Genomic DNA, 17,614 nt, shown 5'->3' on the forward strand with positions numbered 1-17,614 from the left:
TCCGGAGTAAGGAACTGGCGTGCCCGACAACACCAGCGGCAACCTCACCGACGACCTGGCCGGGCTCGACTTCGCAGCTGTCTCCCCCGAGGAGTTCGCGCGGATCGTCAAGGGCCTGTCCGCCAAGCAGCTCGGCGAGGTCATGCACGGAGAACTGCGCACCCGTGTACTGAGCGAGGTCTTCGGCCGGATGCGGCAGCAGTTCCGGCCCGAGGCGGCCGGTCAGCTCAAGGCCTTGATCCGCTGGAAGATCACCGGCGAGACCGACGAGGTCTACGAGACCTCCATAGCCGACGGCCGGTGCACCGTGAGCGGGGGCCGCTCCGACGGTGAGCCCCGTACGACGCTGGTGCTGGGCGATGCGGAGTTCCTCAGGCTCGTCTCCGGCAACGCCAACCCCGTGACGATGTTCATGACGCGCAAGCTGAAGATCGCCGGTGATGTCGGCCTGGCTTCGGGACTCACCCGCTACTTCGACATCCCGAAGGCCTGAACCCATGAGCTACTTCTCGCTCGCCCTCACCGAGGAACAGCAGGATCTGCGCAACTGGGTACACGGCTTCGCCGCCCAGGTGGTGCGCCCGGCGGCGGCAGAATGGGACGCCCGGGAGGAGACCCCGTGGCCCGTCATCCAGGAAGCGGCCCGGATCGGTCTGTACGGGTTCGAGTCGCTGGCCGACATGTACGGGGACCCCAGCGGCCTCTCCCTCCAGATCGCCAACGAGGAGCTGTTCTGGGGCGACGCCGGGATCGGCATGGCGCTCTTCGGCACCTCGCTCGCGGTCGCCGGGATCTTCGCCTCCGGCACTCCTGACCAGCTCGCCGAGTGGGTCCCGCAGTGTTTCGGCGACGAGGACGACCCGAAGGTCGCGGCCTTCTGCGTCTCCGAGCCGCAGGCCGGATCGGACGTCTCCGCGATGGCCACGAAGGCCCGTTACGACGAGGCCAGGGACGAGTGGGTCCTCTCCGGCCAGAAGGCGTGGATCACCAACGGCGGGATCGCCGAGGTCCATGTGGTCGTCGCCTCGGTCGACCCCTCGCTCGGAGCCCGCGGACAGGCGGCGTTCATCGTGCCGCCCGGCACCGCGGGCCTGGAGGCGGGCCGCACCGTCAAGAAGCTCGGCCTGCGCGCCTCGCACACCGCGGACGTCTTCCTCGACGACGTCCGCGTACCGGGCCACTGTCTGCTGGGCGGCAAGGAGAAGCTCGACACCCGGCTCGCCCGCGCCCGCGAGGGCGGCAACGCCAAGGGGCAGGCGGCGATGGCGACCTTCGAGGTCAGCCGCCCCACCGTGGGCGCCCAGGCGCTGGGCATCGCGCGGGCGGCGTACGAGTACGCGCTTGAGTACGCGGGACGGCGCGAGGCGTTCGGCCGGCCGATCATCGAGAACCAGTCGATCGCTTTCGCGCTCGCCGACATCCGTACCGAGATCGAGTCCGTACGTCTGCTGATCTGGCAGGCCGCCTGGATGGCCCGCAACGACCGGACCTTCGATGCGGGCCAGGGCTCCATGTCGAAGCTGCGCGCGGGTGAACTCGCCGTCTCCGCGACGGAGAAGGCCGTCCAGATCCTCGGCGGCGCCGGGTACAGCAGGGAGCACCCCGTGGAGCGGATGTACCGCGATGCCAAGATCTACACGATCTTCGAGGGGACCAGCGAGATCCAGCGCCTGGTCATCGCACGGGCCATCTCCGGGCGCCACATCCGCTGAGCCCGTGCCGCTCAGTCACCGACCGGGGTGAAGCGCACCGGGAGCGATCCCGGGCCCCTGGTGAACACTCCCTGCTCGGCCGGTACGAAGCCGTCGGCGAGCCGGAGGTCCGGCATCGCGTCGAGCAACTGGTTCACCCCGGTCTCCACCTCCGCCCTGGCCAGCAGCGCGCCCACGCAGAAGTGCCGGCCGAGTGCGAAAGCGAGGTGGTCGGCCGCGGCGGAGAACGCGGTGGTGCTGGTCAGGTCGGTGCGGAAGATGTCGAAGCGGTCCGGTTCGCGGTAGCGGTCCGCGTCACGGTTGGCCGAGCCGATCAGGCAGGTGACGGTGGCTCCTGCGGGAACGGTGCCGCCGGTCAGCTCCACCTCGTGCGCCGTCTGCCGCATGATCATGTGGACCGGCGGGGTGTAGCGCAGGGTCTCGGCGAAGGCCCGGTCGATGAGTGAGCGGTCCGCGCGGACCGCGGCGAGCTGCTCGGGGTGGGCCAGCAGATTGGCGAAGATCGAGGCGATGGCCTTGTCGGTGGTCTCCCCGCCCGCCGCGAGGAGCAGGCTGCAGAAGGCCTTGATGTCCTCGTCGCTCATCCGGACGCCGTCGACCTCGGCGGCGCAGAGCGCGGAGAGCAGGTCGTCGCCGGGTGCCTGCCTGCGCTCCTGGATGACCGGGATCATGTAGGCGGCGAACTCCTGGCGGGTCCGCTCGCCGGCCGCCGCGACGTCGGGGTCGCCCGCGAGATTGCCGAGGAAGGCGATGACGGTGGTGTACCAGCCGTGGAAGCGTTCGTGATCGGTCCTGTCCAGGCCGAGCATGTCGGCGATCACCAGGACCGGGAAGCGCGTGGCGAAGGACTCCACGAGATCGGTCTCGCCGCTGCCCCGGAACGCGTCGATCAGCTCGCGGGCGTTGCGCTCGATGACGGGCAGGAACTTCTCCTGGAGGTCCGCACCGCGGAAGGCGGGGGCGACCAGTGCCCGGCGGACAGCGTGCTCCCGGCCGCTGAGCTGGAGGATCGTCCGGCCGTGGACGGGTTCGAGCTGCCAGTCGTAGTTCTCGGTGGTGAACTCCTGGGCCTTGTCCTTGAAGACCCGCTCGACGTCCTCGTACCGGGAGACGAGGTAACTGTCGGTGGCCTCGTGCCGGAGCAGCGGAGCACTCTCGCGCATCGTGCGGTAGGCCCCGTAGGGGTCGGCGGCGAAGGCGGGAGAGAGAATATCGGGCAGTGGCAACGCTTGGGACACGTGTGACTCCTGTGGGGCAGACATCAGTACGTTCCGGGGTTGTGAACGAGCTTTCCCCACAAGGCTATTGACCGGCTGTCCGATCCACACCCCCCGGGGGAACGTCATGCACACCTCATCCGGTCGGCCGCGCGCGTCCGTGCTGTTCGTCACCGATCTCGCCTACGAGGCGCGCGGCCGCCGCTACTGCGACGAGGACATCTTCCTGACGTCCAGGCTGCGCGAGGAGTTCGACGTCGCGCTCTGTCACCCCCGGGACGCGGAGGCGCTGCTGGACGGGTTCGACGCGGTGGTCGTTCGCAACAGCGGCCCGGTGCTGCACTACCAGGAGGCGTACGACACGTTCTGCGCGCGGGCGCGGGAGCTCGGGACCCGGGTCTACAACACGCTGGACGGCCGCGGTGACATGGGCGGCAAGCAGTATCTGGTCGATCTGAGCCGTGCCGGGTTCCCGGTGATCCCCACCGTGGACCGTGCGGCGGATCTCGGGCTGCTGCCCGAGGCCTCCGAGTACGTCGTCAAGCCGAAGCTGGGGGCGGACTCGGTGGGCCTGCGGTTCACCCGGGACCCGGAGCTGCCTGCGGGAACCGACGGCACGCTGCTCGTCCAGCCGAGGATCGACTTCCGCTACGAGGTGTCCTTCTACTTCGTCGACCGGGACTTCCAGTACGCGCTGAACGCGCCGCACCCCGATCGGCGCTGGGTACTGGAGCCCTACACCCCGAGCCCGGCGGATCTCGGCTTCGCGCGTCGCTTCGTGGAGTGGAACAGCCTCACGCACGGCATCCAGCGGGTCGACGCCTGCCGGACGGCGGAGGGCGAGCTGCTGCTCGTCGAGCTGGAGGACCTCAATCCGTACCTCTCGCTCGACCGTGTCACGGAGCCGGTCAGGGAGGCGTTCGTGGCCCGGATGAAGGCCTCTGTACGGGAGCTGCTCGCCTGACCCGTCCGGCCTTCGCCCGCATGCGTGGGGCGGGCACCGGTGTGAGGGTGCAAGCGTGACCACTGCCAGCGAGACCGCCCCCGCCGTGCAGAGTGCCGCCGCTCCGCCCGTCCTCGATCCGCGCCGCAGGAACATCGTCTTCGCGACGATCGTGCTCGGGATCCTGCTGGCGGCCCTGGACCAGACGATCGTGGGCACGGCTCTGCCCACCATCGTCTCGGACCTCGGCGGCGCGGCGCACATGTCGTGGGTCGTCACCGCGTATCTGCTGGCGGAGACCGTGGCGACCGTCCTGGTCGGCAAGTTCGGTGACATGTTCGGCCGGAAACTGATCTTCCAGATCTCGGCGATCATCTTCATCACCGGCTCGTTCCTCTGCGGCCTGGCGTCGAACATGCTGCTGCTGATCATCTGGCGCGGTCTGCAGGGGATCGGCGCCGGCGGTCTCATGGTCACGTCGATGGCGCTGATCGCCGATGTCATCCCGCTGCGCGACCGGGGCAAGTACCAGGGGGCGATCGGAGCGGTCTTCGGTGTGGCCACGGTCGTCGGACCGCTGCTGGGCGGGCTGTTCACCGACCATCTGACCTGGCGCTGGGCGTTCTACGTCAATGTGCCGATCGCGATCGTGGTCGTCATCGCCGCCGCCCGCAACATCCCGGCGGTGAGGGCGGCCGGACGGCCTGTCATCGACTACCTGGGCATCACCCTGGTCGCGGTCGGCGCCAGCGCGCTGATCCTGGCGACGAGCTGGGGCGGCAACGAGTACGCCTGGGGTTCCCCGGTCATCATCGGCCTGTTCGTCTGCGGTCTCGTCGCGCTGGCCCTGTTCTGTGTGGTGGAGGTGCGGGCGAAGGAGCCGATGCTGCCGATGCGGCTGTTCCGGAACCCGGTGTTCACGGTCTGCTCCATCCTGAGCTTCATCGTGGGCTTCGCGATGCTCGGCGCGATGATCTTCCTGCCGACGTATCTGCAGTACGTGGACGGGGACTCGGCCACGCTGTCCGGGGTACGGACCCTGCCCATGGTGATCGGGCTGCTCGTGGCCTCGATCTTCAGCGGCAACGTGGTCAGCAAGACCGGCCACTACCGGATCTTTCCCATCGTCGGTTCGCTCGTCATGGCGGTCGGTCTCTTCCTGCTCTCCCGCATGGGCCCGGACAGCGGGGTCTGGCTGGAGTCCCTGTACATGCTGGTGCTGGGCGTGGGCATCGGCCTGTCGATGCAGGTGCTGACGATCGCCGTGCAGAACACCGTCGACTACTCGGACCTGGGCACGGCGACCTCCGGCGTCACCTTCTTCCGCACCCTCGGCAGCTCGTTCGGTACGGCGGTGTTCGGCACGATCTACGCCAACGCGCTCACGCCGAACCTGACGGAGGGGATCACGGAGGCCGCGCAGGCCGGCGGGGACCCCGAGGTACTGGCGCGGGCGGCCGAGAGCCCCCAGGCCCTGCACGCGCTGCCCGCCGAACAGTCTGCTCCGCTGGCACAGGCGTACGCGGACACGCTGCACACGGTCTTCCTGTGGACGGTCCCGGTCGCCCTCATCGGATTCGTCGTATCGCTCTTCCTGAAGCAGGTGAAACTGCGCGACAGTGCGCGGGCGAACTCGACCGACATGGGCGACGGCTTCGCCCAGCCGAGCACCGGGGACTCGGCGAAGGTGCTCGAGTTCGCCGTGGCCAGGATCCTGCACGAGGCAGGTCCGGACACGGCCCGGCGGATCGTCGCCGACTCCGACACACGCCTCGACATGGCGGGGGCCTGGGCGGTGATGCAGGTCGACCTCTTCACCCGGATGGTCGGCCATGCCGGCCTCCGTCTGATGGCGACCCGGCACCGGATCCCACCCGAGGTGCTGGTGCCTGTCTTCGACCGGATGATCGAGGAGGGCTACCTGACCGGGGACGGCCACCTCTTCACCCACACGGCGGCAGGCCGGCGGGAGGCCGCCACCATCTCCGACGCCTGGGGGCGCTGGCTCAACGAACGCCTGGCCGAGGACGGTGCACGGCCCGACGACGGGCAGCTGCGGGCGGCGGTCGATGTGATCGCCAAGCGGCTGCTGGCGGAGGACCTGGCGCAGGAGCTGGCACCGAAACAGCGGGCGGTGGCCCCGGTCTGATCCGCACGGAAAGACCTGATCAGAGTTCCCAGGACCGGGGGCGGTCGCGGGCCTCCCACTCGGGGCGGAGCAGCGCGAGGGCCGCCAGGTCGTGGCGGCGGCCGCGGTGCAGGCAGGCCGAGCGGCGTACGCCCTCATGGACGAATCCCGCTGCGGTGAGCACGGAGAGGGCCCTGGTGTTGTCGGTGTGGGTGAACGCCTCGACCCGGTGCATCGGCAGTTCGCCGAAGGCCAGGTCGGTGAGCGCGTCGAGGGCGGCCACGCCGTGGCCCTTGGCCCGGTGCTCGGGGGCCAGCATCAGATAGGCCTCGGCGGTGCTGTCGGCCGGCTGCTGGTCGTGCAGGGCTATGAGGCCGATGGGGGTGCCGTCCGGGAGGAGAACCAGGAAGTCGTCACGTGAGTCGTCGTCGAGGTTGCGCTCGATGCGCTCGCGGAGCCCGTACAGCGAAGTGGGCCAGGCACCCGTCTCATGGGCGGCCGCCGGGTCGGAGCGCCAGTGCTGGATCAGTTCGGCGTCGTCGATCTCCAGCGGGGTGAACGCGAGGTTCCGGCCGCGCCAGCAGCGTGCTCGTTCGTCGTCCGGGTCCGTCGTGTTCTCGCTCATGCGCGGATCGTACGGGCGGCGACGCGGCCGCGTACAACGGATTCTCAGTCGATGAAGACCGCCGCGGAGTAGACCCACAGCCCCTCGTGGCGGACGAAGCGGCTCTGCTCGTGGAGCGAGTCGGGACTGCCGTCGTACGTGTAGTGGGCGCGGAAGGTGACCGTGCCCGTGGAGTGGAAGGCGCTGCCTTCGGCCGTGTCCAGGATGTCCAGGCCCACCCAGCGCATCGCCGGGTCGAAGTCGACGGCGGGCGGACGGGTGTCTGGGTGCCAGGTGCGCAGCAGGTACGCGGCGTCCCGGACGACGAACGCCGTGTACCGGCTGCGCATCAGCTCCTCGCAGGACCGGGCCTTGGCCGTGCCTGCGTGCAGGCGGCCGCAGCAGTCCCCGTAGGTGGACCGCAGGCCGCACGGGCACGGGGACGCGGGGGTGATCTCCGGGGCACCGGCTCCGGGGGCGACCGTTCGGCGCGGGCGTGAGGGGCGTCGTGACATGCCTCCATTGTGACCCGCCTTCCGGAGTCCCTCCCGGACCGGGGTGGCGGGTCCGGGCCCTCAGGGCTTGCGCGCCACGCCCGCGTAGCCGGGGATCGGCTCGTCGCCCGGGACGTCGATGACCTCGCCGAGTTCCGGATGCCAGTCGGCGGAGAGCGAGACGCCGGGCTCGACGAACTCGAGCCCGTGGAAGAACTCGGTGAGTTCGGCGCGCGAGCGGGGCCGCAGGGTCATGCCGCGCGCCTTGTACATGGCACGGGCCTGGGCGGCGCCCTCCGGGTTGAAGTCGCCCGTGGTCTGCGAGAGCACCAGGTAGCTGCCGGAGGGGAGCTGTTCCACCAGCCGGTCGACGAGTTCGGCGGCGCCGTCCTCGTCGTCCAGGAAGTGGAGCAGCGCGAGCAGCGACAGGGCGATCGGCTCGGTGAAGTCGAGGACCTTGCCGGCCTCTTCCAGGATGGACTCGGGCCGGCGGGCGTCGGCCTGGATGTATTCGGTGGCGCCCTCGGGGGTGGAGCGCAGCAGGGCCGCCGCGTGCGCGAGCACGATCGGGTCGTTGTCGCAGTAGACGACGCGCGCGGCCGGGACGGTCTGCTGGGCGATCTGGTGGAGGTTCGGCTCGGTGGGTATGCCCGAACCGATGTCGAGGAACTGGTGTACGCCGTTCTCGGCGAGCCAGCGGGTGGCGCGGTGCATGAAGGCCCGGTTGACCCGGGCCATGTCGCGGCCGCGGGAGTCCAGAGCGAGCAGCTGCTTGGCCATCTGTTCGTCGACCGGGTAGTTGTCCTTGCCGCCGAGGAACCAGTCGTACATTCGCGCGGGATGCGGTTTGCTGGTGTCGATCTCGACGGCTGGGTGGTCGATCCCGGTCATGGCGCGCTCCGTTGGTCGGCGGTAACGGCGAACAGCTGGTGGTGCGAGAATATATGGCGGTATGTCAGGTGAGAAGGAAGTCGGCCTGACCCGCCTTGGCCCCCTGGATGAAGGCGGCGATCTCGCCGTTGGAGTAGATGAGGGCGGGGCCGTCGGGATCCGAGGACTGGCGGACCGCGACCCTGCCGTCGGCCAGCTTCATGGCCTCGATGCAGTTGCCCCCGTTACCACCGCTCCACGGCTTGTACCAGCCTTCGGAGCCGAGATCGGCGGCCGGCATGCCGTTGTATATGTGGTTCATCACAGCTCCTTGCGGAAGTCCCTGAGGATTTCCTTCGTGCGTTGTGCAGTTGCGGCCTGAGCCGCCATGCGGTCCATGACCTCGAGGTAGGAAGCCACCTCGGGACGCGCGTCGAAGTAGACGGCGCCGGTCAGGTACTCGCTGTACACCATGTCGGGCAGTTCGGGGACGGCGAAGCGGAAGAGGACGAACGGCCCGTAGGTGCCCGGGTGGTGGCCGGTCGCGAACTCCGCTATCTGCAGGGTCACGTTGGGCAGGGCCGTCGCCTCGAGCAGCCGGTCGATCTGGCCGCGCATGACGTCGGGACTGCCGACGGGACGGCGCAGGACGGTCTCGTCCATGACCACCCACAGCTTCGGCGCGTCCTCCCTGGTGAGCAGCGACTGCCGCTCCATCCGCAGCGCCACATGGCGCTCGATGTCCTCGGGCCTGGTCTGGCCGACCGCCCCGGTACGCATCACGGAGCGCGCGTAGTCCTCGGTCTGGAGCAGACCGGGAACGAAGTGCGGCTCGTAGGTGCGCAGGAGGCTCGCGGCGCCCTCCAGGCTGACGTACATGCTGAACCAGTCGGGCAGCACATCGTGGAAGCGCTGCCACCAGCCCGGTTTGTTGGCCTCCTCCGCGAGCTCGACGAAGGCGTCCGTCTCGTCGTCCGCGATCCCGTAGGCCTTCAGGAGGAGCTGGATGTAGGGGATCTTCAGCCCGACCTCGGCCGTCTCCATCCTGCGTATCGTCCCGGGAGCGACACGAAGCACCTTCGCTGCCTGGTCGCGGCTCAGACCGACTCGCTCCCGCAGATCCTGCAGACGCTTGCCGAGAACGACCTGACCCACGGTCGGGGCGGACCGCGGTTCGCTCACTTCAGACCTCCCGATGCGCTGTTTGCGAGCAGTGTGCCATGCGCATGGCTCCATGGACACAGGCACTCTGAATTTTTCAGAGTGCCTCTTGCCAAGTGTTCATGTCAGAGGGAGAGTTGGGGTGAACCAGTTCACGTTGTCGCGCCCGACCCTCGATCCACCACGGTGCGAAGCGTGACGCAGCCCCCACTGTGAGGAATTGGTCGTGGCACCTGGCAGTGCGCTCATCCCCCGGCTCGTGGACCTCAGCCCCGGGACGGAAGCGCTCCGTTACTGCTTCGCGCTGTCGGCGCACCCCGAATCGGTGGCGGGTGCGCGGCAGCTGACACGGGCCCGGCTCGCCGAGTGGCGGCTGAGCGGTGACGCCTACGACGCGGCGGTCCTGATCGTCTCCGAGCTGGTCACCAACGCGGTGGTGCACACCGCCAGCGCGCGCGTCGTCTGCGAGCTCCGCTGCTCCGACGGCCGGTTGCGCATATCCGTGCAGGACCAGGGACACCAGCCCGGCGGACCACGGCTGTCCCTGCAGGCCGACGACGAGCACGGACGAGGACTGCTGCTCGTCGATTCCATGAGCGCCGCCTGGGGTTCGTACGACACGGGGAACGCATCGGGCCGCATCGTCTGGGCGGAACTGCCGCACAGCTCGGAGCAGCCATGCTGAAGAACGCCCTGTCCCAGCTCCTCGGAGCCCGTAGGTCCCGGATCGGCGAGGACGCCGACGGCCGGGTCAAGTTGCCGCTGCCACCCGCACTTTCGGCGAGCCTCGGCTGCGACGCCGTGGGCGTGCCCGCGCGGTACGGATTCCGGTTGATGTCCCATCTGCCCCGCGCCGGGTGCGTGTTCGCCGACGCGGACCAGTGGTGGTGGATCGTGCCCTCGGGTTCGGACCTCGATCTGGACTGGCCGGAACAGGCTTCCTACGCCACCGGCGCCTACGTTCCGGCCGGCCGCCCCCGGCTGATCCACGCACCGGACAGCCGTACGCCCTATACGCCGCCCATTCCGCTTTTCCTCATGGTGTGCCAGGTCACCGGGGTCGCACCGTCCTGGGCACCCGCCGGCCGGCCGAGGGCCGTACCCGCTCCCTGAGTCCCGGACTCCTCGGAAGAGGCGGGTCAGGGGCGGTCGAGGTACGCGAGCCCCGGGTGGACCTGGGTGTACTCGTCGACGAGGCGGCGGGCCACCGTCACGGAGTCGACCAGCGGATGCAGTGCGAAGGCCCGCACGGCCGCGGCGCGTGAACCGGTCTCCGCCGCTTCGAGGACCGCGCGTTCCACGGCCTTGACCGCCGTGACCAGGCCGACCGCGTGGTACGGGAGCGGGTCGACGGCGACGGGGTGGGCGCCGTTGGCGTCGACCAGGCAGGGCACCTCGATGACGGCGTCCGTGTCGAGCACCGAGAGGGTCCCGCGGTTGCGGACGTTGAGGATCAGTGAGGTCCGTTCGTTACGGGCGACGGCCCGCATGAGGGCGAGCGCGACCTGTTCGTAGCCGCCGGACTCCAGATCGCTCTCCTCTCGTTCGCCGGCCCCCGCCACGTCCCGGTTCTCCGCCATGTACGTCGCCTCGCGCTCGGCGCGCGTGCGGTCCCAGGTGGTCAGCGCGGGGGCGGCCGGGTCCTTCATCCGCGCGTAGAAGCCCTCCTGCTGGTCGCGGAGGAACGCGCCGCGGGTCTGTTCGGCCTCCTGGTAGGCGCGGACCGCTTCCCGGTTGAAGTAGTAGTAGTGCAGGTACTCGTTGGGAACGGCACCGAGGGAGCGCAGCCACTCCGTGCCGAAGAGCCTGCCCTCCTCGAACGAACCGAGCAGCGCCGGATCGGCGAGCAGCCGGGGGAGCTCGTCGCGGCCCTCGATGTGCAGCCCGCGGACCCACCCGAGGTGGTTGAGCCCGACGTAGTCGATCCACGCCCGGTCCGGGTCGGCGCCGAGGACCCGGGCGATCCGGCGGCCGAGTCCCACCGGGGAGTCGCAGATCCCGATGACCCGGTCGCCGAGGTGCCGGGACATGGCCTCGGTGACCAGGCCCGCCGGATTGGTGAAGTTGATGACCCACGCGTGCGGTGCGAGCCGGGCGATGCGCCGGGCGAGCTCGACCGCGACGGGGACGGTGCGCAGCCCGTACGCGATGCCGCCGGCTCCGACCGTCTCCTGGCCCAGGACGCCTTCGTCGAGCGCGACGCGTTCGTCGGCGGCACGGCCTTCGAGGCCGCCGACCCTGATGGCCGAGAAGACGAAGTCCGCACCGCGCAGGGCCTCGTCGAGGTCGTCGGTGGCGACGACCGCGGGCGCGTCATGGATGCCGCGGGCCTGTTCGGCGAGGACCCTGGCGACGGCGGTGAGCCGACCGGTGTCCGTGTCGTACAGGGTCACCCGCGATACGCGGCCCTCGGCATGATCGCCGAGCAGTGCCCCGTACACGAGAGGCACCCGGAATCCGCCACCGCCAAGAATTGTCAGCTTCACGCTGCTCGATGGTACGGGGGCGGCCGCGGCCCGGGGCGCGACGCCCCGGGCCAGGAGGCCCGGGGCGTCCGTTGTGTCAGTAGCCGTTCCACCAGCGGGTCACGGCCCGCCAGATCCTCGTCGGCCCGCTCCGCTGTGCGGGAATCACGGGGGCGGCGACCGGTGCGGCCGACGGATCGTCCCGGTGCACGGCGGCCGGTTCGGCAACCGGGCGCGTGCCGGGGGCGTAGCCGGGTCGCGGTCCCGGCCCGCCGGCCGTCGCGGGCTTCGGTACGGCCGGCGACGACACCTCCCAGTCGGTGCGGGGCCGCGGCCTGGCCGACATCGATGTCTGCGGGTCCGCGTCGACCTCCTGCTGCGGGCTGGGCGCGAACTTCACCGGCAGGTCCACCAGATGGCGGCCCATGATGTTGCCGATCCAGTCCAGCTCGCTCTCGTCGACGGCGAGCTCGAGGTCGGGCAGCCGCATCAGCAGGGCGTCGACCCCGACATCCGCGATGGCGCGCCCGATGTCCTGGCCGGGGCATTCGTGCGGGCCGCCGCTGAAGGCGAGGTGGGCGCGGTTGCCCTCCATGTTGGCGGTGAGGTCGGGCCGTACCGACGGGTCGGTGTTGGCCGGTGCGATCCCGACGAGGAGGGCGTCACCCGCCTTGATCTGCTGGCCTCCGAGCTCCGTGTCGCCCACGGCCCAGCGGCCGAAGACGGCGGTGAACGGCGGCTCGTCCCACAGCGTCTGCTCCACCGCTTCCGGCACGGTCATGTGCCCACCGCTGAGCCGGGCGCGGAAGCGCGGGTCGGTCAGCACCATGCGTACGACGTTGGCGATCAGGTTCGCGGTCGATTCGTACGCGGCGATGAGGATGAGCCGCAGGTGTTCCGCGACCTCCACGTCGCTGAGCCCGGCGGGATGCTCGACGAGCCAGCCGGCGAAGTCATGGGCAGGGGCGATACGCCGCCGCTCGACGAGCCTCGTCAGCGCGGAGAGCACATAGGCGTTGCTCTCCACGGCCGTGGCGGTGCCCCGGGTCATGTCGCGGGCGGCCTGCACCAGCCGGTCGTTGTACTCCTCGGGCATGCCGAAGATCGCGCACATCACCATCATCGGCAGATGATCGGCGAACTGGCCGACGAGCTCGGCGGAGCCCTTCTGGCAGAAGTCGTTGACGAGACGGTTACTGAAGCGGTTGACGTGCCGGCGGACGCCGCGGGTGTCGATCCGCGCCATGCTGTCCGTGACCGCGCCGCGCAGTCGCTCATGGGCGTCGCCGTCGGCGAACACGCAGACCGGCTGCCAGGTGAAGATCGGGGCGAGCGGGTGGTCCGGGGCGACACTGCCGTCCTGCAGCGCGCTCCAGCGCCGCGAGTCACGGGAGAACTGCGAGGGCGTCCTGGTCATGTGGAGGTTCTCGCTGTGGCCGAGCACGAGCCAGGCGGGCACGTCTCCGTGCAGCAGCACCGGTGCCACCGCGCCGTGCTCGGCACGCAGCTTGTCGTAGAGGCCAGCGGGGTCGTTCTCCGCCTCGGGCCCGTAGAACCGGCGCAGTCCGCCCGGGCCTCGGCCCATCCCGTGGGCCGGGCACTCCGGCGGCGGCACCGGCCCCGTGGCCGCTCCGGGTTCGTAGTGGAAGGGGGTTGTCACAGTCGCTCCAGGGATCGGGCTTCCAAGGTCGGGCGCGGGGGGTGCGGGGCGGGGTGCGCACAGGTGGGGGCCTGGGGCAGCCTCGTCCCGCCGTCAGGCGAGGGGAACGGCCAGGCTGTGCAGATAGCGCATCAGGGTCATCAGCACATCGCGGCTGGAGGCACGCAGGCGGGCGTCGCAGTCGATTATCGGAACCTCGTCCGGCAGGTCGAGGGCGTTGCGCAGCGCCTCGACCGGGTGGTGGGGCGCGTCGGGGAAGGTGTTGACCGCGACGACGAAGGGCACACCGCGCTCCTCCAGCCGGCCGATCACGTCGAAGCTGACCTGGAGCCTGCGGGTGTCGATCAGGACGACGGCTCCGAGTGCTCCCTCGAACAGTCCGTTCCACAGGAACCAGAAGCGTTCCTGGCCGGGGGTGCCGAACAGATAGAGGATCAGTTCCTCGCTGAGGCTGATCCGTCCGAAGTCCATGGCGACCGTCGTCGCGGTCTTGCTCTCCACCCCGACGTTGTCGTCCACGCCGACGCCGGCCTGCGTCATGGTCTCTTCGGTCGTCAGGGGCCGGATCTCGCTCACCGAGCCGACCATGGTCGTCTTGCCGACCCCGAAGCCGCCGACGATGACGACCTTCACCGCGGCCGTCGCCGTGGTGGGGAGGACGTCCTCGCTGCGGGGGCCCGTGATCGTGTCAGAGCTTCTGAAGTCCATGCATCACCGCTTCGAGGAGGGACCGGTCCGGAAGTGCGGCGCGGACGATGGGCGCGCGCGATTCGATCAGTTCGGTCGCCAGGAGTTCCGTCAGGAGCGAGGTGACCACGCTGAAGGGCAGGCTCAGATAGGCCGAGATCTCGGCGACGGACAACGGCGCCCTGCAGAGCCGCAGGATCGCGGCCTGCTCGGGCTGGACCGTGGGCGACGGCTCGGCCTGCGCGACGACCATCGTGACGAGGTCGAGCGCCGCCCTCTCACCGTCGGTGTCACCGGTGATCACGTACAGCCGTTCCGGGTCGTTCAGTGCCGGGTCGGCCTTTCGGCGTTCTCGTCGGGGAGCACTCATCCGGCCTGCCCGTCATGTCGGGGCGGGCTCGTCAGGTGGGCTCCGATCCGGACGACCATGTCCCGCATGCGGGCCCCGACCAGTCCGGCGTCGACGGTCTCACCGGCCAGCACCGCGAGGTACGCGCCGGTGCCCGCTGCCATCAGGTAGAAGAATCCGCCGGTGACCTCGATGACGACGAGCTTCATCAGGCCGTCGCTGTAGGGGATCTCGGTGGCGACCGCGGCGGCCAGGCTCTGCAGTCCGGCGCAGGCCGCCGCGAGCCGGTCGGCCACATCGGGGTCGCCGCCGTGCCGGGCGATGCGCAGCCCGTCCGAGGAGAGCACCACGATCTGGTGGATGCTCGGTACGTCGTCGGCCAGTTCCTTGAGCATCCAGTCCATGTTTCCCCGCTGCTGGATCACTTCAGGTCTCCCTTGTCCCACGCATCGTCAGAGTCTTCGCCGGTCTTCGGTTCCTGAGGCACGCCGTTGACGGCCTGGGTGAAGGCCTCCAGCCAGAGACCGGGCGGCGGTTCCTGTCCGCCCGGCCGTCCGCCGCCGTGCCCGCCCGATCCGTTGTGCGCTCCGGCGGCGGGCTCGGCGGCCGGGGCCGCGTGCTGCTGCGGGAGGTTGTGCGAGCCGAGCGGTGCGCGACCGCGGCTGCGGCGCTGGGGAAGCCCGCCCTCGGTCCACTCGGTGACCACGATTTCGTCGTCGCCCATCGCGGACGCCGTGGCGGCGGGACGCGAGGCGGACGCGGAGGAGGTTCCCGTCGCGGACGTGGATCCGGCCAGGGGCGCGCCGACCGACGGTACGGGGCCGGTGGCCGCGGGGCGTGCCCTGCGCTTGCCGGGCGGCGGTACGACGTGCTGGAGCTGCGACATGTCGAGCGAGCTCTGGGGCCGGGAGGTGGCGCCGATGCCGTGCGCGATACCGGGAGCGGGCCCGGTGGTGATCATGTCGCGCGGCACGATGAGAACGGCGCGGACACCGCCGTACGCGGACTGCCGCAGGGATACCTGGAGTTGGTACATCCTCGACAGCCGGCCGACGACGGCCATGCCCAGTCGGGGGGACTCCCCCAGGTCGTTCATGTTGATGCCGGCCTGGGCCTGGGCGAGCATGTTCTCGGCCCTGGCGCGGGCCTCCTCGCTGAGGCTGACGCCGCCGTCCTCGATCTCGATGGCGATGCCGGTCTGCACCTCGACCGCGGTGACGTGCACCCGGGTCTGGGGCGGTGAGTAGCGGGTCGCGTTGTCGAGGAGTTCGGCGCATGCGTGGATGAGCGGTTCGACGGACGTGCCGACGATGGCGACCTTGGCGATCGAGTGCAGGTCGACGCGCTGGTACTCGAGGATCCGGGACATCGCGCCGCGCAGCACGCTGAACAGCGGTACGGGCTTGGGCCACTGGCGGCTGGGGCGGGCACCGCCGAGCACGGCGATGGAGTCGGCGAGCCGACCGATCAGCGCGGTGCCGTGGTCGATGCGGAGCAGGTCGTCGAAGACCTCGGGGTTGCGCCCGTGATGGTCCTCCATCTCCCGCAGCTCGCTGGCCTGTCGGTGGACGATCGCCTGGACGCGGCGGGCGACACTGACGAAGGCGCGCTGCGCGGAGTCACGCATCGCCTCCTCGTTGTCGATGATGTCGAGGACCTGGAGGACCAGGGCGCGCTGCGCCTTGGGGAGGTTGCGGTAGGTCTCGTCCGCGTCGACGACGTCGCGCATCACCTCCTGCGGCGAGTTGCTCGCGCGCAGCCGGCGGATCGCGGCGGGCAGGAGTTCCTTGGTCAGCCGTACGGTCTCCTGGTCGTGGGCCGCGAGGCGGTGTTCCAGGAAGGCGATGCGCTGTTCGTACTCCGCGCGCTGGACGCGCATCGCGCGGCGGCGGCGGTTGAGTGCGACGGCGAGCACGGCGACCACGACCGTGGCGGCCGCACCGCACCAGACGACTGCCGTCCGCGCGTCCCCGGTCAGCGGCACCGCACCGGCGGTGGTGGCGCAGGCCATCAGCAGTACGGGCAACAGCGCGGCGCGGACAACGGGAATGTCTCTGTTTGTCGGCGGTGATTCAACACGAACCATCTAAAACCTCTGGCGGTTGATTCGGCAGGTATACGCACTTGTACGGACAGCTATGAACAAGTGCTCGAATTCATATCAACTCGACTTCACTGAGCGTGAGCCTAGCCAGATCAGAACAGCGCTTCGGCATATTCGCCCAACCCCCTGCACGAGCACTCCGGCGGTAATACACTCACCAGGTTTTGCACTCAACGCCGTCACGCGTGCGCAGGGAGTGACGGAAAGCGGGAATCGGCCGAAACCAGGCCCCCGCGTCCCTCTCTACGGGACACATCGGCGACAGGTCGACGGTGCGGCGGGCACCGGAAAGCCGAAGTGGCGGATTCAAAACGCACATGTGGGCGAGTATTCGAGACGCACACGAAACCCTGAACACCGCAGGGCGGGACAAGGGCACATGCGATCGAATCGGATCGAAAGGAGCAGATTCGTGATCGACGGACGGATGTACGGGGAGGTCTCCGCGGCGGTACCGGCGGCACGGGGCTACACCATCGAATCGCTGGACACCGGCCTGCGTCTGATGCAGCTGTTCCTCACGCAGGAGAGCCTCACCGTCTCCGAAGCCGCTCGTCGCCTGGGTATCGGCAGGTCCACCGCGCACCGCGTGCTCAGCACCCTGGAGGGCCGCGGCTTCGCGGTCCGCGACCCCTCGGGCCGGGGGTACGAGGCAGGGCCGGAGCTGCTCCGCCTGGGGCGGCCGGCAGGCTTCGGCACGGAGGTGCGCGCGCGGCTCGGAGCCGTACTCGACGAAGCCGTGCGGCGCACCGGGGAGACCGTGCAGAGCGCCGCTCTGATCGGGGATCAGGTGATCGTCACCGACGGCCGCGAGTCCCCGCACCCGGTGCGCGTGATGCTGGAGACGGGCCGGGCCCACCCCGCCCACGCCACCGCCGCCGGGAAGGTGCTGCTCTCCCGGATGACCGTCGACCAGGTCTGCGCTCTCTACCCGCAGGAGCGGCTGCCCGCGCTCACCGCACAGACCCTCGTCTCCCGGACCGGGCTGCTGGCCGAACTGGCGGAGGTGCGTGAGCTCGGCAGGGCCTTCAGCCGGGGCGAGTCGGTCCTGGGCCTGAACGCCGTCGCGGTGCCCCTGGCCGTACCGGGCCGGCGCGACCGGCTCGCCCTGAGCGCGTCCGCACCCGCCGACCGCGGCGGCGACGCGGCACTCGCCGAACGGGCGGCGCAGTTGCGGCAGTCGGTCGCACCACCGCCCGTGGAGGCGCCCTGACCGGCCC

The 17,614-nt window shown here is 70.1% G+C and carries 19 protein-coding genes; 7 read left to right on the forward strand and 12 right to left on the reverse strand.

What is annotated here, in order from left to right; genetic code table 11:
• The first annotated feature begins 19 nt into the window (after nt 1-19).
• The gene (locus tag OG257_RS06210; RefSeq protein WP_329205454.1) at nt 20-493 is read left to right on the forward strand and encodes an SCP2 sterol-binding domain-containing protein; all 474 of its coding nucleotides are present in this window, start codon (nt 20-22) and stop codon (nt 491-493) included.
• 4 nt (nt 494-497) lie between these two features.
• Nucleotides 498-1,712 (forward strand): acyl-CoA dehydrogenase family protein, encoded by a 1,215-nt coding sequence (locus OG257_RS06215; protein WP_329205456.1) that lies wholly within the window; start codon nt 498-500, stop codon nt 1,710-1,712.
• A gap of 11 nt (nt 1,713-1,723) precedes the next feature.
• On the opposite strand, the gene OG257_RS06220 is transcribed toward OG257_RS06215, so the two are convergent.
• Complete coding sequence (locus OG257_RS06220; RefSeq protein WP_329205457.1) at nt 1,724-2,950, reverse strand: cytochrome P450; 1,227 nt, start codon at nt 2,948-2,950, stop codon at nt 1,724-1,726.
• A gap of 106 nt (nt 2,951-3,056) precedes the next feature.
• Here OG257_RS06220 and OG257_RS06225 point away from each other — a divergent pair, with 106 nt between their 5' ends.
• Entirely contained in the window at nt 3,057-3,893 is an 837-nt protein-coding gene (locus tag OG257_RS06225; protein WP_329205459.1) for a hypothetical protein, read from the forward strand.
• Between the two features lie 55 nt (nt 3,894-3,948).
• On the forward strand, nt 3,949-6,021 hold the full coding sequence (locus OG257_RS06230; RefSeq protein ID WP_329205460.1) for an MDR family MFS transporter: 2,073 nt from the start codon (nt 3,949-3,951) through the stop codon (nt 6,019-6,021).
• A gap of 19 nt (nt 6,022-6,040) precedes the next feature.
• On the opposite strand, the gene OG257_RS06235 is transcribed toward OG257_RS06230, so the two are convergent.
• The 5 genes from OG257_RS06235 to OG257_RS06255 all read right to left on the reverse strand — a co-directional run bounded on the left by OG257_RS06235 (nt 6,041) and on the right by OG257_RS06255 (nt 9,150).
• Nucleotides 6,041-6,625 carry a GNAT family N-acetyltransferase gene (locus OG257_RS06235; RefSeq protein WP_329205462.1) on the reverse strand — a complete coding sequence of 195 codons (585 nt, stop codon included), beginning with the start codon at nt 6,623-6,625 and terminating at the stop codon, nt 6,041-6,043.
• Nucleotides 6,626-6,669: 44 nt separating this feature from the next.
• Complete coding sequence (locus OG257_RS06240) at nt 6,670-7,119, reverse strand: YchJ family protein (RefSeq protein WP_329205463.1); 450 nt, start codon at nt 7,117-7,119, stop codon at nt 6,670-6,672.
• Nucleotides 7,120-7,179: 60 nt separating this feature from the next.
• Nucleotides 7,180-7,989 (reverse strand): SAM-dependent methyltransferase, encoded by an 810-nt coding sequence (locus tag OG257_RS06245; RefSeq protein ID WP_329205465.1) that lies wholly within the window; start codon nt 7,987-7,989, stop codon nt 7,180-7,182.
• A gap of 64 nt (nt 7,990-8,053) precedes the next feature.
• On the reverse strand, nt 8,054-8,290 hold the full coding sequence (locus OG257_RS06250) for a DUF397 domain-containing protein (protein ID WP_329205467.1): 237 nt from the start codon (nt 8,288-8,290) through the stop codon (nt 8,054-8,056).
• Nucleotides 8,290-9,150: a helix-turn-helix domain-containing protein gene (locus OG257_RS06255; RefSeq protein ID WP_329205468.1), complete on the reverse strand. Its 861-nt coding sequence runs from the start codon at nt 9,148-9,150 to the stop codon at nt 8,290-8,292. Before OG257_RS06255 ends, OG257_RS06250 begins: the two co-directional genes overlap by 1 nt.
• 205 nt (nt 9,151-9,355) lie before the next feature.
• Here OG257_RS06255 and OG257_RS06260 point away from each other — a divergent pair, with 205 nt between their 5' ends.
• Together OG257_RS06260 and OG257_RS06265 are read left to right on the forward strand one after the other, a co-directional pair.
• Nucleotides 9,356-9,814, forward strand: coding sequence for an ATP-binding protein (locus OG257_RS06260; RefSeq protein ID WP_329205470.1), 459 nt, complete (start codon nt 9,356-9,358; stop codon nt 9,812-9,814).
• Nucleotides 9,808-10,242, forward strand: a complete 435-nt coding sequence (locus tag OG257_RS06265; RefSeq protein WP_329205472.1) for a hypothetical protein — start codon at nt 9,808-9,810, stop codon at nt 10,240-10,242. Before OG257_RS06260 ends, OG257_RS06265 begins: the two co-directional genes overlap by 7 nt.
• Before the next feature lie 26 nt (nt 10,243-10,268).
• On the opposite strand, the gene OG257_RS06270 is transcribed toward OG257_RS06265, so the two are convergent.
• From OG257_RS06270 to OG257_RS06295, 6 genes are all read right to left on the reverse strand, one after another.
• Nucleotides 10,269-11,615, reverse strand: coding sequence for a 6-phospho-beta-glucosidase (locus OG257_RS06270; RefSeq protein WP_329205473.1), 1,347 nt, complete (start codon nt 11,613-11,615; stop codon nt 10,269-10,271).
• A gap of 76 nt (nt 11,616-11,691) precedes the next feature.
• On the reverse strand, nt 11,692-13,254 hold the full coding sequence (locus tag OG257_RS06275; RefSeq protein WP_329205475.1) for a cytochrome P450: 1,563 nt from the start codon (nt 13,252-13,254) through the stop codon (nt 11,692-11,694).
• Between the two features lie 93 nt (nt 13,255-13,347).
• The gene (locus tag OG257_RS06280) at nt 13,348-13,962 is read right to left on the reverse strand and encodes a GTP-binding protein (RefSeq protein ID WP_329205476.1); all 615 of its coding nucleotides are present in this window, start codon (nt 13,960-13,962) and stop codon (nt 13,348-13,350) included.
• Nucleotides 13,943-14,311: a DUF742 domain-containing protein gene (locus tag OG257_RS06285; protein ID WP_329205478.1), complete on the reverse strand. Its 369-nt coding sequence runs from the start codon at nt 14,309-14,311 to the stop codon at nt 13,943-13,945. Before OG257_RS06285 ends, OG257_RS06280 begins: the two co-directional genes overlap by 20 nt.
• Nucleotides 14,308-14,715, reverse strand: a complete 408-nt coding sequence (locus tag OG257_RS06290; protein ID WP_329205480.1) for a roadblock/LC7 domain-containing protein — start codon at nt 14,713-14,715, stop codon at nt 14,308-14,310. Before OG257_RS06290 ends, OG257_RS06285 begins: the two co-directional genes overlap by 4 nt.
• Complete coding sequence (locus OG257_RS06295; RefSeq protein WP_329205483.1) at nt 14,712-16,376, reverse strand: sensor histidine kinase; 1,665 nt, start codon at nt 16,374-16,376, stop codon at nt 14,712-14,714. The genes OG257_RS06290 and OG257_RS06295 overlap by 4 nt, the downstream gene beginning before the upstream one ends.
• A 430-nt stretch (nt 16,377-16,806) precedes the next feature.
• Between OG257_RS06295 and OG257_RS06300 the strand changes: the two genes are divergently transcribed.
• Nucleotides 16,807-17,607, forward strand: a complete 801-nt coding sequence (locus OG257_RS06300; protein WP_329205485.1) for an IclR family transcriptional regulator — start codon at nt 16,807-16,809, stop codon at nt 17,605-17,607.
• The last annotated feature ends 7 nt before the right edge of the window (nt 17,608-17,614 follow it).

This window comes from Streptomyces sp. NBC_00683 (assembly GCF_036226745.1).
Classification (GTDB): Bacteria; Actinomycetota; Actinomycetes; order Streptomycetales; family Streptomycetaceae; genus Streptomyces.

Bases quoted from the DNA above. Each gene is read 5' to 3' on its own strand.
- OG257_RS06215 (WP_329205456.1), top strand. From the start codon at position 498: ATGAGCTACTTCTCGCTCGCCCTCACCGAGGAACAGCAGGATCTGCGC.
- OG257_RS06225 (WP_329205459.1), top strand. From the start codon at position 3,057: ATGCACACCTCATCCGGTCGGCCGCGCGCGTCCGTGCTGTTCGTCACC.
- OG257_RS06235 (WP_329205462.1), bottom strand. From the start codon at position 6,625: ATGAGCGAGAACACGACGGACCCGGACGACGAACGAGCACGCTGCTGG.
- OG257_RS06240 (WP_329205463.1), bottom strand. From the start codon at position 7,119: ATGTCACGACGCCCCTCACGCCCGCGCCGAACGGTCGCCCCCGGAGCC.
- OG257_RS06245 (WP_329205465.1), bottom strand. From the start codon at position 7,989: ATGACCGGGATCGACCACCCAGCCGTCGAGATCGACACCAGCAAACCG.
- OG257_RS06250 (WP_329205467.1), bottom strand. From the start codon at position 8,290: ATGAACCACATATACAACGGCATGCCGGCCGCCGATCTCGGCTCCGAA.
- OG257_RS06265 (WP_329205472.1), top strand. From the start codon at position 9,808: ATGCTGAAGAACGCCCTGTCCCAGCTCCTCGGAGCCCGTAGGTCCCGG.
- OG257_RS06280 (WP_329205476.1), bottom strand. From the start codon at position 13,962: ATGGACTTCAGAAGCTCTGACACGATCACGGGCCCCCGCAGCGAGGAC.
- OG257_RS06285 (WP_329205478.1), bottom strand. From the start codon at position 14,311: ATGAGTGCTCCCCGACGAGAACGCCGAAAGGCCGACCCGGCACTGAAC.
- OG257_RS06295 (WP_329205483.1), bottom strand. From the start codon at position 16,376: ATGGTTCGTGTTGAATCACCGCCGACAAACAGAGACATTCCCGTTGTC.